This window comes from Leifsonia sp. GW821-FHT13C09, assembly GCF_058806435.1.
On the sequence record NZ_JBXAPS010000001.1, the window covers coordinates 867,035 to 879,744 of the forward strand.

The 12,710-nt window shown below is 71.3% G+C and carries 13 protein-coding genes; 9 read left to right on the forward strand and 4 right to left on the reverse strand.

Annotated elements, in window-relative coordinates; translation table 11 throughout:
- Positions 1–2 precede the first annotated feature (2 nt).
- Positions 3–1,244, forward strand: coding sequence for an ABC transporter permease (locus AC1ROW_RS04185; RefSeq protein WP_493017586.1), 1,242 nt, complete (start codon positions 3–5; stop codon positions 1,242–1,244).
- Positions 1,244–2,230, forward strand: coding sequence for an NAD(P)H-quinone oxidoreductase (locus AC1ROW_RS04190; RefSeq protein ID WP_493017587.1), 987 nt, complete (start codon positions 1,244–1,246; stop codon positions 2,228–2,230). Before AC1ROW_RS04185 ends, AC1ROW_RS04190 begins: the two co-directional genes overlap by 1 nt.
- On the opposite strand, the gene AC1ROW_RS04195 is transcribed toward AC1ROW_RS04190, so the two are convergent.
- A complete protein-coding gene (locus AC1ROW_RS04195; protein ID WP_493017588.1) occupies positions 2,133–2,612 on the reverse strand; it encodes a ribosomal maturation YjgA family protein in 480 nt (159 codons plus the stop codon). The two genes, AC1ROW_RS04190 and AC1ROW_RS04195, sit on opposite strands and share 98 nt — an antisense overlap.
- A gap of 121 nt (positions 2,613–2,733) precedes the next feature.
- Between AC1ROW_RS04195 and AC1ROW_RS04200 the strand changes: the two genes are divergently transcribed.
- The 4 genes from AC1ROW_RS04200 (at position 2,734) to AC1ROW_RS04215 (ending at position 7,467) form a co-directional block, all read left to right on the forward strand.
- Positions 2,734–3,747 carry an adenosine deaminase gene (locus tag AC1ROW_RS04200; RefSeq protein WP_493017589.1) on the forward strand — a complete coding sequence of 338 codons (1,014 nt, stop codon included), beginning with the start codon at positions 2,734–2,736 and terminating at the stop codon, positions 3,745–3,747.
- Entirely contained in the window at positions 3,735–4,598 is an 864-nt protein-coding gene (locus AC1ROW_RS04205; protein ID WP_493017590.1) for an alpha/beta fold hydrolase, read from the forward strand. Before AC1ROW_RS04200 ends, AC1ROW_RS04205 begins: the two co-directional genes overlap by 13 nt.
- Positions 4,599–4,716: 118 nt before the next feature.
- Positions 4,717–6,132 (forward strand): APC family permease, encoded by a 1,416-nt coding sequence (locus AC1ROW_RS04210; RefSeq protein ID WP_493017591.1) that lies wholly within the window; start codon positions 4,717–4,719, stop codon positions 6,130–6,132.
- 123 nt (positions 6,133–6,255) lie between these two features.
- Positions 6,256–7,467: a toxic anion resistance protein gene (locus tag AC1ROW_RS04215; protein ID WP_493017592.1), complete on the forward strand. Its 1,212-nt coding sequence runs from the start codon at positions 6,256–6,258 to the stop codon at positions 7,465–7,467.
- Between the two features lie 24 nt (positions 7,468–7,491).
- Here AC1ROW_RS04215 and AC1ROW_RS04220 read toward each other — a convergent pair whose 3' ends face one another.
- The 3 genes from AC1ROW_RS04220 to AC1ROW_RS04230 are packed head-to-tail and all read right to left on the reverse strand — an operon-like array spanning position 7,492 to position 9,782.
- A complete protein-coding gene (locus tag AC1ROW_RS04220; RefSeq protein ID WP_493017593.1) occupies positions 7,492–8,316 on the reverse strand; it encodes a hypothetical protein in 825 nt (274 codons plus the stop codon).
- A complete protein-coding gene (locus tag AC1ROW_RS04225; protein WP_493017594.1) occupies positions 8,313–9,308 on the reverse strand; it encodes a heavy metal-binding domain-containing protein in 996 nt (331 codons plus the stop codon). Before AC1ROW_RS04225 ends, AC1ROW_RS04220 begins: the two co-directional genes overlap by 4 nt.
- A gap of 57 nt (positions 9,309–9,365) precedes the next feature.
- Positions 9,366–9,782, reverse strand: a complete 417-nt coding sequence (locus AC1ROW_RS04230; RefSeq protein ID WP_493017595.1) for a hypothetical protein — start codon at positions 9,780–9,782, stop codon at positions 9,366–9,368.
- A 203-nt stretch (positions 9,783–9,985) separates the two neighbouring features.
- Between AC1ROW_RS04230 and AC1ROW_RS04235 the strand changes: the two genes are divergently transcribed.
- The 3 genes from AC1ROW_RS04235 to AC1ROW_RS04245 all read left to right on the forward strand — a co-directional run bounded on the left by AC1ROW_RS04235 (position 9,986) and on the right by AC1ROW_RS04245 (position 12,562).
- The gene (locus AC1ROW_RS04235) at positions 9,986–10,933 is read left to right on the forward strand and encodes an AraC family transcriptional regulator (RefSeq protein ID WP_493017596.1); all 948 of its coding nucleotides are present in this window, start codon (positions 9,986–9,988) and stop codon (positions 10,931–10,933) included.
- A gap of 172 nt (positions 10,934–11,105) precedes the next feature.
- Positions 11,106–11,822: a GAF and ANTAR domain-containing protein gene (locus AC1ROW_RS04240; RefSeq protein WP_493017597.1), complete on the forward strand. Its 717-nt coding sequence runs from the start codon at positions 11,106–11,108 to the stop codon at positions 11,820–11,822.
- Positions 11,819–12,562 carry a GAF and ANTAR domain-containing protein gene (locus AC1ROW_RS04245; RefSeq protein ID WP_493017598.1) on the forward strand — a complete coding sequence of 248 codons (744 nt, stop codon included), beginning with the start codon at positions 11,819–11,821 and terminating at the stop codon, positions 12,560–12,562. Before AC1ROW_RS04240 ends, AC1ROW_RS04245 begins: the two co-directional genes overlap by 4 nt.
- Positions 12,563–12,710: the final 148 nt, after the last annotated feature.

Consider the following 12,710-nt stretch of genomic DNA (forward strand, 5'->3'; position numbering starts at 1 on the left):
CCATGGCCCGCCACAACCTCTCCACCGTCATCGGGTTCGAGTTCACCCGCACGATCAAGAAGCGCAGCTTCTGGGCGGTGACGCTGATCCTGCCGATCCTGGTGTTCGGGCTCGGCGCGCTCGTCATCTCGGCGAACGTCTCCAGCGCCAACACCGCCGACCAGCAGAAGAACGCGCGCTTCGACTTCCTCTACGCGGACGCCTCCGGCCTGGTCGACCCGGCCGTCGCGCACAGCTACGGCGGCAGGGAGGTGGCCAGCAGCTCAGCGGGCGTCGAGGAAGTGCAGAACGGCGGCAGCCCGGCCTTCTTCGACTACCCGGCCGACCCGTCCCAGCAGACGATCAAGGTCTACGGGGCCGACGCTGGCGTGTTCGCGAACAGCAAGTACTCCGCCGTCGCCCAGTCGCTGCTGGCGACGAGCGTGGAGCGGAAGCTGAACAGCCCGGTCGACGTCGCGATCCTCCGCGGCGAGACGACCACCTCCACGACCACCTTCAAAGACGGCGCCGTCGCGCCCGGTTTCCAAGGGATCCTGCCTCCTCTGATCTTCCTGGCCGCGTTTTTCATCGTGATCGTGTTCCTCGGCAACCAGATGCTCAACTCGACCCTGGAGGAGAAGGAGAACCGGGTCACGGAGATGATCCTGACGACGATCAACCCGACCAACCTCCTGGTCGGCAAGGTGGTGTCCCTGTTCGCGGTCGGGATCATCCAGATCGCCGTCTTCGCGCTGCCGGTCGTGATCGGCTACCTCTTCTTCCGCGACCAGCTCGCCATCCCGAACTTCGACCTGAGCTCGCTGGTGTTCGACCCTCAGAAGATGATCATCGGGGCGCTGATCACGATCGGCGGCTTCGCGCTGTTCACCGGGACGCTCGTCGCCGTGGGCGCGGTGATGCCGACCGCGAAGGACGCGGCGCCGTTCTTCTCGGTCGTGGTCTTCGCCGTCGTCATCCCCGTCTACGCGTCCAGCTACGCGGTCAGCACGCCGGAGGCGCCGATCGTGCAGATCCTGGCGTTCTTCCCGTACACGGCGCCGATCACCGCGCTCATCCTCAACGCGTTCGGGTCGCTGCCGCTCTGGCAGGCGATCGTGATCATCGTCGAGCTGTTCGCCCTCTCCTACGTCGTGCTCCGGCTGGCCGTCCGGCTGTTCCGGTACGGGTCGATCGAGTACTCCAGCAAAGTGCGCATCCGGGATGTGCTCGGGCGCAAGCCCGCCGCGGGATCGGCGGTCCGCTGATGCGCGCCGTGATCGTGCCGCAGCCGGGCGACGCGGAGGTTCTGACCGTCGCCGACGTCCCTGAGCCCCAGCCCGCAGGCGGCGAGGTCCGCATCCGGGTGATCGCGGCCGGCCTGAACGGCGCGGACCTCAGCCAGCGCCGCGGCTTCTACCCGCCGCCTCCCGGAGCGCCCGAGTGGCCCGGCCTCGAGGTGTCCGGCGTGATCGACGCGGTCGGCGCGGACGTCGAGCCCGGGCGCTGGCAGGAGGGCGACCTGGTCTGCGCTCTGCTGCCCGGCGGCGGCTACGCCGAGTACGTCACGGTCGACGCGGAGCTCGTCCTCGCGATCCCGCCCGGCGTGGACCCGGTGGAGGCCGCCGGCCTGCCCGAGGTCGCCGCCACGGTCTGGTCCAATGTGTTCGACCTCGGCGCGCTCGCGCCGGGCGAGACCCTGCTGGTCCATGGCGGCTCCAGCGGGATCGGCAGCATGGCCATCCAGCTCGCCCACGCGCTCGGCTCCCCGGTGATCGCGACGGCCGGCAGCCCCGAGAAGGCCGCGTTCTGCCGCGGGCTCGGCGCGGACGCCGCGGTCGACTACCGCACCGACGACTTCGTGGAAGCCGTCTGCGCCTTCACCGACGGCCGCGGCGCCGACGTCGTGCTCGACATCGTCGGCGGCGCGTACATCGCCCGCGACCTGGAGGCCCTCGCGACCGACGGCCGCATCATGTCGATCGCGGTCCGCGACCGCACGCCGGCCGCCGTGGACATGGGCCTCCTCATGCGCAAGCGCGCCCGGCTCCAGGGCACGACGATGCGCGCCCGCCCGCTCGCCGAACGGGTCGCGATCGTCGCCGCCGTGCGCGAGCACGTCTGGCCGCTGCTGGAGTCCGGCGAGGTCCGGCCGGTCATCGACTCGGTGTTCCCGCTCGCGGACGCGGCTCAGGCGCACCGGAGGATGGAGTCGTCCGCGCACCTCGGGAAGATCCTGCTGCGCGTCTCCTGACCCACGCGTCGGCGACGGCAGCGCCCGCCGCGCCGACCGCATACGCGAGCAGGTCGATCCATTGGAACGTGGACCCGATCACTAGCTCGGCGCCGGGGACCGTCGCCGACAGGTACGCGGGGACACTGGTCAGCTGGAAGACCTCCACGGCGGCGCAGATCCCGAAGGCGACGCCGCCGACGACCGCGCTCGACACCCGCGGGGCCACGACCGCGACGAGCAGGAAGATGAGCACCGCGTACAGCGCGTCCCCCGCGAACGCACCGGCGGCGCTCTGGAAGACCTCGTGAACGGTCAGGCCGGCGGCCACGGTCGCGAGCGCGGCGACGAACAGGGCGGTGCGGCGGCGGGCGCGGGACCGCCTGGGTGCTCGGGATGGCATGAGTCGAGGGTATGGGGGCGGGTGCGGTGAGGCGTCCGGCGGCCGACGGATCGATCTCCGCCGGTGGGATGATCCGGCCGGTTCGACGACGGCGACCCCGGTTCGGTGGGAGGATCGAAGCATGACCACGCCGCCCTCCGACGACGCCCTGTCCGCCCTTCCGAAAGCCGAGCTCCATCTGCACATCGAGGGCACCCTCGAGCCCGATCTGGCGTTCGAGCTCGCCGGGCGCAACGGAGTGGAGTTGCCGTACGCCTCCGTCGATGAGCTCGCGGCGCAGTACGACTTCTCCGACCTGCAGTCGTTCCTCGACCTGTATTACGCGACCATGGCCGTGCTGCGCACCGAGGACGACTTCGCCGAGCTCACCCGCCGCTACCTTCGCACGGCCGCCGCGCAGGGGGTGCGGCACGCCGAACTGTTCTTCGACCCGCAGGCGCATGTGACGCGCGGCGTTCCGATCGAGGCGGTCGTGGACGGGATCAGCGGCGCCCTGGCGGAGGCCGAGCGCGACCTCGGGATGTCGGGCGGCCTCATCCTCTGCTTCCTGCGCGACCAGCCGGTGGAGTCCGCCGACGCGATCCTGACCGCCGCCCTCACCCGGCCCGAGCGGCTGCTCGGGGTCGGGCTGGACTCCGCCGAGGTGGGCTATCCGCCGGAGCTGTTCGCGGACGTGTTCGCGCGGGCCAAGAGTGCCGGGCTGCACGCGGTCGCGCACGCCGGCGAGGAGGGGCCGCCCGCCTACATCGTGCAGGCGCTCGACCTCCTCGGCGTGGAGCGGGTCGACCACGGCATCCGGGCCGCCGAAGATCCCGAGCTGATGGCGCGCCTGGCGGCCGACGGCATCCCGCTCACCGTCTGCCCGCTGTCCAATGTCCGCCTGCGCACGGTCCCCGACCTGAGCGCGCACCCGCTGCTGCGGCTCGACGCCGCGGGGGTCCGGGTCACCGTGAACTCGGACGACCCGGCGTACTTCGGCGGCTATATCGGCGACAACTACCGTGCGATCCGGGACGCGCTCGGCGTCACGGCCGAGCAGGCCGAGCGGTTCGCGCGCACCTCCATCGACGCCTCGTTCGCGAGCGCCGAGCGCAAAGCCGAGCTGCAGGCCGAGGTCGACGTGTGGCAGAGCTGACGGGAGGCCGGGTCGGGAGCATCACTCGTCCGGACGGGCGCGCGGTGCGGTTCTTCGACACCGGGGAGGCCGGCCCCGCGGCGGACACCGACGCGCCTGTCGTCGTCTGGCACCACGGCACCCCGCAGACCGGTGCCGTCCTCCAGCCGATCGCGGAGGCGGCAGCCGCCCGCGGCCTCCGCGTCGTCTCGGTCGCCCGGCCCGGCTACCCGGGCTCCGACGCCCTGACCGGCCGGACCGTCGCGGACGCGGCGGCCGACGTGCTCGCCGTCCTCGACGTGCTCGGCGTCGAGCGCTTCGCCGCGGTCGGCGCCTCCGGCGGCGCCCCGCACGCGCTCGCCTGCGCCGCCCTCGCCCCGGCAGGGGTGTCCGCCGTCGTGTCGTTCGCCGGCATCGCGCCGTATTGGGACGACGTCGACTGGTTCGCCGGCATGGCCGACCCGGGCGGTCTGCGCGCAGCGCTCGCCGGCCGGGATGCCCGCGCCGCGCACGCCGAGACCGCCGAGTTCGAACCGGAGTCGTTCACCGCTCGCGACTACGAGAATCTGAAGGCGGCGTGGGCCGCGCTCGGAGCCGACGCCGGAGCCGGGACCGCCGAAGGACACGACGGCGAGGTGGACGACGACCTCGCCTACGTCTCTCCGTGGGGCGTCGAGCTGAGCGCCGTGAGCGCTCCGGTCCTCCTCGTGCAGGGCGGACGCGACCGCGTCATCCCGGCCACGCACGCGGGCTGGATGCTGGAACGGCTCCGCCGCGGCGAACTCTGGCTGCGGCCGCGAGAAGGTCACGTCTCGGTCCTGACCGCGCTCCCCGTGGCGCTGGACTGGGTGACGGCGACCTCCGCTCGCTGACCGACACGCGCATTTCTGTGGATTCTTTCAGAAAAGTGCTCTCTTCCTGCTAGGGTCGCGGGAAGTCGACCGGATGGGCCGCTCCCGGCACACCGTCCCGTTTCCCGAAGGAGAGCTCATGACGACGACGTCCACGGCGTCCGCGCCCGCGCGGTCCGGAACACTGCGCCGCAGCCTCGGACTGTGGGCGATCGTCGGTCTCGGCCTCGGATACATGACGCCGACCGTCGTCTTCGACACCTTCGGCATCGTCTCCGACGAGACCAGCGGCGCCGTGCCCGCCGCGTACCTCGTCGCGCTCATCGTGATGATGTTCACCGCCGTCAGCTACGGCAAGATGGCGGGCGCCATCCCGAGCGCCGGGTCGGCCTACACCTACGTGCGGGAGTCCATCCACCCGAACCTCGGCTTCATGGTCGGCTGGACGTCACTCATCGACTACGTCCTGCTGCCGATGGTGAACTGCCTGATCATCCGGCTCTACCTGGAGCAGGTCTTCCCGGGCGTCCCCGGCTGGATCTGGGTCGTGATCTACTGCGCGGCGGTGACGACGCTCATCTACTTCACGATGCGGGGCACCTCGAACATCAACATGATCCTGCTCGTCTTCGCCATCGTCGTGATGGCGGTGTTCGTCGCGATGGTGATCGCGCAGCTCGCGAACGGCGCCGGCGACGGCACCGTCGCCTCGATCAAACCGTTCTTCCACGACGGCGTCACCCTGTCGGCCGTGCTCACGGGCGCGACGGTGGTCTGCTTCTCGTTCATCGGCTTCGACGCGGTGACGATGTACGCCGAGGAGGCGAAGACGCCGAAGATCATGCCGCGGGCGATCCTGCTGACGGTGGTGATCGGCGGGGCGATCTTCCTCGTAGCCGGGTTCTTCACGCAGCTCCGGTTCCCGACGAACGCGCCGTTCGGCGAGTTCACCGACGACCCGCTCCCCCAGATCGGCCTCATCGTCGGCGGCCCGGTCTTCCAGGCGATCTTCGTCGCTGCCGGTTTCGCGGCGACGCTCGCCTCGGGCCTGGCCTCGCACGCGTCGGTGTCCCGGATGCTGCTGGTGATGGGCCGCAACAACGTCCTCCCCCGCCGCTTCTTCGGCTACATCGACCCGAAGACGCACACGCCGACGCTGAACATCGTGCTGGTCGGCGCGATCTGCCTCCTCGCGATGTCGTTCTCGCTGGAGCTGATCTCGGCCTTCATCAACTTCGGCGCCCTGATCGCCTTCACCTTCGTCAACGTCTCGGTGATCGCCTGGTTCGCCATCCGGCAGGGCCGGCGGCGCACGGCGGCCGACATCGTGAGCTTCATCGTCCTCCCGGGGATCGGCATGCTGCTCACCGGCATCCTGTGGGCGAACCTGCACGCGGACGCGCTGATCGGCGGCCTGATCTGGACGGCGATCGGCTTCGCGTACCTGCTCGTGCTCACGCGCGGCTTCCGCCGGCGGGCGGCCGCCTTCGACGAGAACCAGCCGGTCACAGGGTTCACACCGGCGGCCGGGAAGGATCGGGAGCCGACGGGGTAAGCGTCAGCACTCACCTGCGAGTCACCCGAACCGCGCGCCCCGCGCCGCACTGTTCGTTCTAGTGTTGGCACAAGTGTCCTGTCGGGCGCACCGTTTCGCGCCCGGCCCCGGGGAGGAGTACCGATGTCCGAGCTCGACCTCAACCAGCCGTTGACGCCTCCGGACGAGCCGGCGGCCGGGGTGAGCCTCACACCGCCCGCCGCGGTGCCGGAGGTCGGCGGCGACCAGGCCGTCGGAATGGTCGCCGTGCCCGCCGACAAGCGGGCCGAGCTCGCTGCCAAGGCGGACGAGTTCGTCGCCGGGCTCGCCGGGGTGGAGCCGGGCAGTCCCGAGTTCACCCGTCGCGTCGACGAGATCGCGCGGATGGGCGTGCAGGAGATCCGGTCGTCCTCCGAGGTCTCGAACCGAATGCTGCAGCGGCCGGAGTCCTCGCTCGCCGCGGCCCGGGGTCGCGGCGGCCCCTCCGACCCGCAGACCCAGGTGGCCCAGACGCTGCAGCAACTCCGGACCACGATCACCGACCTCGACCCCGGCCACGCGAACCTCGCCGGCTCCAAGGGATTCTTCGGGAAGCTGCCCGGCGGCAAGTCGCTGATGCGCTACTTCGAGCGCTACCAGCCGGCGCAGAAGCAGCTCGACGCGATCATCACCGCGCTCATCTCCGGCCAGGACGCCCTCCTCAGGGACAACGCGGCCATCGACCTGGAGCGCACCAACCTCTGGGCGACGATGGGCAAGCTCGGCGAGTACACCACGCTCGCCAAGGCGCTGGACGACGCGATCGAGGCGCGCGCGGCGGAGCTGCGGCTCACCGACCCGCAGCGGGCGGACTCGCTCGTCGCCGACGCGCTCTTCCCGATCCGCCAGCGCCGCCAGGACCTCACCACGCAGATCGCGGTCTCCGTCCAGGGCTACCTCGCGCTCGACGCCATCCGGAAGAACAACCTGGAGCTGATCAAGGGCGTCGAGCGTGCGCGCACCACGACCGTCGCCGCGCTGCGCACCGCGATCATCGTCGCCCAGGCGCTCGGCAACCAGGAGCTCGTCCTCGACCAGATCACCGCTCTCAACGACGCGACGAACTCGATGATCGACCGCACCGGCGAGCTGCTGCGGCAGCAGACCGCGCGCGTGCACGAGCAGGCCGTCTCCACCGGGGTCAGCATCGAGACGCTCCAGCACGCGTTCGACAACGTGTTCGCGACGATGGACTCCATCGACAGCTACCGCGTGAAGGCCGTCGAGAGCATGGCGAAGACCGTGGACGCGCTGGAGCAGCAGATCACGCGCTCGAAGAGCTACCTGGACCGGTCGCACTCGAACAGCAGCAGCTGACGGGACGGCACCCCGGCCCCCGGTTCAGGGCAGGTCGAGCCGCGACGCCCCGAAGCGCTCCGACAGGAATCGCCCGTTGACCAGCAGGGCCGTCGCGTCCTGTTCGATCGCGGCGTCCCGCATCCGCCTCGCGGCGCGCTCCAGCTCCGCGAGCTGCCGGACCAGCGCAGTCGCCGCGGTCGTCCCGTCCGGGAAGACGTGATCGGCCGCCCAGTCCGCCGGCAGCGACAGGTAGGCGCGCAGGGTGTCCGGAAGGTAGACGGTCGCCGTCCGCCGCACCACGACCTCCGGCTCGCCCTGCCCGGCGACCCGCGGGAGGGCGTCGATGAGGAGGTCCCCGATCCGCCCCACCTGGGCGACCGCCTCCTCCGGCACCCGGTGGCCGAGGCGGGCGGGCAGCGTCCGGAGGTCGCCCTCGATCGTGCGGTCCCGCACCTGGATCTCCGACCCGGCGGGCTCCAGCCCCAGGGTCTGCAGCGCACGCGAGGAGGTCGCGGCGTCCCCGGCCGCCTCCGCGGCGAGCGCGGCGACCCGGCCCGCGAACGCGGTCAGCCACTCCCCGAGCCCGAGGGCGCGACGCGCGATCGTCACGCCGCCGTAGACGCGGTGCGCCTCGCCCTTCCAGTGCGGTCCCGGCTCGTAGCCGAGCGTCAACGTCTCCTCCGGGCCGATCAGACTGACCCGCGTGATGGCGCCCGGCCTGCCGGAGAGTCGGTCGGCGAGCGTTCGTTTGCGCTCGACGACCAGCACCCGGGCGGCGAGGGCCGGCGGCAGGGCGCGCGCGACGCTCTCGACCAGGTCGGTCAGGAACGTCTGCGGGTCGGTCGCCGCCTCCGTGGGCTCGGTCATCGTCCGCCGTCGGTGAGCGGGAGGACGAGGTTCGGTGTCGCGATGACGTGGTCGTCGCGCAGCGGTCGGACCGCCGTGCCGATGGCGAAGAACTCGGTGGTGTGGCCGCCCCAGGTGCCGGTCGGCGGCTTCTCGTCGGCGACGACGGCCGTGCCCACCGCGACGAACTCGGCGAGGTCGTTGCCGTATTCCTTGAACTCGATCTCCAGCCGCACGCCGACGACGCCGTCCGCGCCGAGCGCGTCGGCTTCGGCTTCCATGCGGGTCATCGCGAGCTCGCGGGCGTGGTACATCGCCTGGCTCAGCTTCTCGAGTTCCATGTTCTTGCTCCACTTACGAGCCTGGATGCCCACATGGTAGACGCTGGAGCCGAGCACGAGGCCGACCGGCCGGAACCCCGCCTGCCGGACGAGCAGGAACTCGTTCACCGACAGGTCGGAGGTGAAGCTGAGGACGGCCGAGGCCGTGTCCTCGACCGTCAGGTCCGTGCTCCACACGTCGCCGCGGTTCTTCGGGTACGGCACGAGCAGCGGGTCGTCGGAGCGCACCGCGGTGCCGAGCGCAGTGAACTCCCACGCCGACCCGTCCAGCCGGGAGCGGCGGACTGTGACGCCGACCACCCCGTGCGCCCCGAGCGCGCGTGCTTCGGTGAGCATCCGCCGCACGGCCCCGTACCAGGCGGACTCGTACGCCTTCACATAGGGCGCGAAGCCCACATAGCTGGTGCCGCCGGAGGTCGTGACCGGCGAACGCCAGGCGGTGCGGCTCCGCCCCGGGGTCGGACCCGGCGCGCTCCACCACGCGCAGCCCGTCCCGGCCCAGCCGAGGTTCACGACCATGCCGCCGAAGACCTCGCCGACCGCCAGCAGCCCCGCGCTGCGCGCCGCTGCCGCCGCCGGGGCGGAGAACAGCGAGGACCGCACGCCGCTCGCGGCCTGCTGCTGCACGCGCGAGCGCGCGGCCGCGGAGAGGCCGTCGGGAGAGTGCGTCACGCGCTCATCCAACCACGTCCGCGGCCGCGACGCGCGCAGCGCTGAGGTTCCGTCTCGTCAGCGCCCGACGGCAGTGCGGAGGAGCTGCGCGACGCGCTCCCGGGCAGCGTCGTCGAGCGCGGTCAGGGCGAACCCGACCGGCCACACGTTGCCGTCGTCCAGGGTCGCCGCCTGCTGGAACTCGATCGTGGCGTAGCGGATCTTGAACTTGGATCCCGGCTTGAACGCGACGACGACCTTGCCGTCGGCGTCGGCATACGCGGGCATCCCGTACCAGGTCTTCGCGGCGAGCGACGTGTTGTCCGCGACGAGCCGGTGGAAGGCCTCCGCGAGCTCGCGGTCGGTCCCCGTCATCGCGGCGATCGCCTCCTCGCACGCGGCGGCGGCGTCGGTCCCGGCCTGCTGTGCCTTCCTCTCGGCGACGGCGGCCTTGAGCGCCGCCTTCTCTTCTTTGCTGAACGTGGTGTCGGTCATGGTGTCCCCTTCTCGATCGGATGAGCCGGGTTCAATCTACGATTTCCGGGGTCAGGCGCGCTTCTCGATATCTGCTCGATCGTGGACGAACCGGGGGCCTCCGGGGGCCTTTACCCTCGGCCCCGCCGGTCTTAATATCGTGTCGTCACCCCGGACCCCGGTGACTCCCGTATCGATACGTGGGCTCGAGGGGGCGAGGCGGCATGCAGTTCAGCGTCGCGTGGGTCGCGACGCGCCCCGAGGACGCGCGAGAGCGCCTCGCGGCAGTGTTCAGCGGCGTGGAGGTGGCCACCGACGAGGCCGATCGCTTCAGCCTGTCCAGCCTGGAGAGCGGCGACGGCGCGGTGACGCTCGCCCACCTGAAGTGGACGGCGAGTGGGCGTAGCAGGACGGAGGAGAACCCCTTCTACGTCATCGGGGACATCGACGACGGCTCGGTGTCGATCGTCGCCGGCGGGGAGGCGGTCGACGCGCGGCGGGTGTTCCTCATCCCGCCGCGCGACATCGAGGCGTCCTGGACCGGCTCGCACAGCGCGCGGACGGTCCGCGTGCGGCGATCCGTCGTCGACGCGTACGCGCGCGGGCTGCTCGGAGCGGAGGCGCCCGCCGTGGCCTTCGAGTCGACCTCCCCGATCAGCCCCGTGCACGAACTGCTCTGGCGGTCGGCCGAACGGCACATCCGGGAGGACGTCGCGGAACACGGCGACCTGCTTCATGACGATCTGATCTGGGACGCCGCCGCCCGCCACCTGGTCGCCGCCATGCTCGCCGCGTTCCCGAACTCGACCTCCGGCTGGGACGCCAGGACCGACGGCGATCGTGCGCTGCCCGCGTCGGTGCGTCGTGCGGTCGCGTTCATGGAGGAGCACCTGGGCGAGCCGATCTCCATCGGGGACATCGCCGAGAGCGCCGGGCTCTCGGCGCGCGGCCTCCAGGACGCCTTCCGCCGCCTGCTCGGGCGCAGCCCTACGCAGGAGCTGCGCCTGCTGAGGCTGGAGGCGGTCCGCGACGAGCTCATCGCCGCCGGCCCCGGCTCCGGCGCGACCGTGAGCGCCATCGCGCACCGCTGGGGCTTCGGCCACATCCCGCGGTTCGCAGCCGCCTATCGCGCCCAGTACGGAGAGAATCCGCGCGACACGCTGCACCGTTAGCCCGCACACCGGTTGATAAACGGTCCCGGTGCGGGGACAGTCATGGGTGAGGCCGAATCCACCGCGGACGAACGCCCGGTCGGGAGGCGCCATGACCGAGACCGACATGTCCGGATCGAGGCCGCCGGGTCGCAGTGTTCCTCCCGACGAGGATGCGGCGATAATTGAGGCGATGGCCAACGAAGACGAACGCTTCACGAGGGCGATGCGCGACTTGAAGGGGGAACTGCCGTCGGACGGGGACCTCGGCAGGTCGTTCACGGACCTGTTCCCGATCGCGGGCACGGCGATCTCCACGCTGGGAGACCTGCTGGGCTCCGAGACGGTCTTCGCCAGCGACGCGCAGGCCGCCCGGTTGGACGAACTGCAGTTCGACCTCGGCATCGGACCGTGCTGGGACGCCCTGAGCACAGAGCGGCCGGTGCTCGAGCCCGACCTCCGCGAGCACCCGCGCAGCACGTGGCCCGCCTTCACCGAAGCCGCCGTCGCGGACGGGGTCGGGTCGCTGTTCGCCTTCCCGATGCTGGTCGGATCGCTCAGGATCGGCGCCGTCGACATGTACTCACGCAGCCCGATGACCCTGGACCGGGTCCAGACCCGGCAGGCGGCGTCGCTGGCCGACCTGGTCGGACGGCTCGTGCTCAGGAAGGCGCTGATCCGTTCCTCGGTGGAGGACCCGGACGAGCCGGAGAGCCCGTTCTCGCGCCGGCTCGTGCACCAGGCCACGGGCATGGTCCTCGCCCAGTTGAACGTCAGCGCAGACGACGCCCGTCTGGTCATCCAGGGGCACGCTTTCGCCACCGGGCGCTCGATGATGGAGGTCTCGCGCGACATCGTCGCCGGCGCCCTCGACTTCAGCGTCGACGAGGCGGGCGGCGAGGCCCGATGACAGAGAACACGCGCGAACTCCAGCTGCTCCGCGCTTTCGCGGGCTTCGCCGACACACTGGTCGCCGGTTACGACGTGGTCGACCTCATGCAGCGACTGGTGGACACCTGCAGCGCCCTCCTCGAGGTGACGGCGTCAGGCGTGCTGCTCGCCGACGAGACCGGGGAACTCGACCTCCTGGCGTCGACGAGCGAGGCCAGCCGGCTGGTGGAGGTCTTCCAGCTCAGCGCCTACTCCGGCCCGTGCATCGAGAGCTACACCACCGGCCGGATCGTCGCACTGCCGGACATCGCGGCGTCCCCCGCGCGCTGGGAGCAGTTCCGCGACAAGGCGATCGACCACGGCTTCGCCTCGATCGTCGCGATCCCGTTGCGGCTGCGGGAGACCACCATCGGGACCCTGAACCTGCTCCGCGAGACCCGGGGCGAGCTCCCGGAGGACGACCTGGTCGCCGCCCAGGCGTTCGCCGACGTCGCCACGATCGGGATCCTGCACCAGCGGACGCTGCACGAGAGCGAGACGATCCGGGAGCAGTTGCAGACCGCCCTGAACAGCCGCATCGTCATCGAACAGGCGAAAGGCGTCGTCGCGCAGCTCCACCGGGTGAGCATCGACGAGGCCTTCACGGTCATCCGCGACCACGCCCGCCGCCGCCAGCAGGGACTGACCAGCGTGGCGACCGCGATCGTCGAGCGCACCCTGGTGCCGCCGCTGCCAGGGGCCCAGGGGCGGGGCGAGTAGCGGGGCCGGCACGCTCGTATCGCTGCCGACGGCCGCGGTGAGCTCCCGGATGGCCGGCGCCGGGTCATCCGCACCAAGTCATCCGCGCCGGGTCATCGCGGCGGCGCATAGTCGATCGGCCGCACGCGGACGCGGCGGTGACGGTATG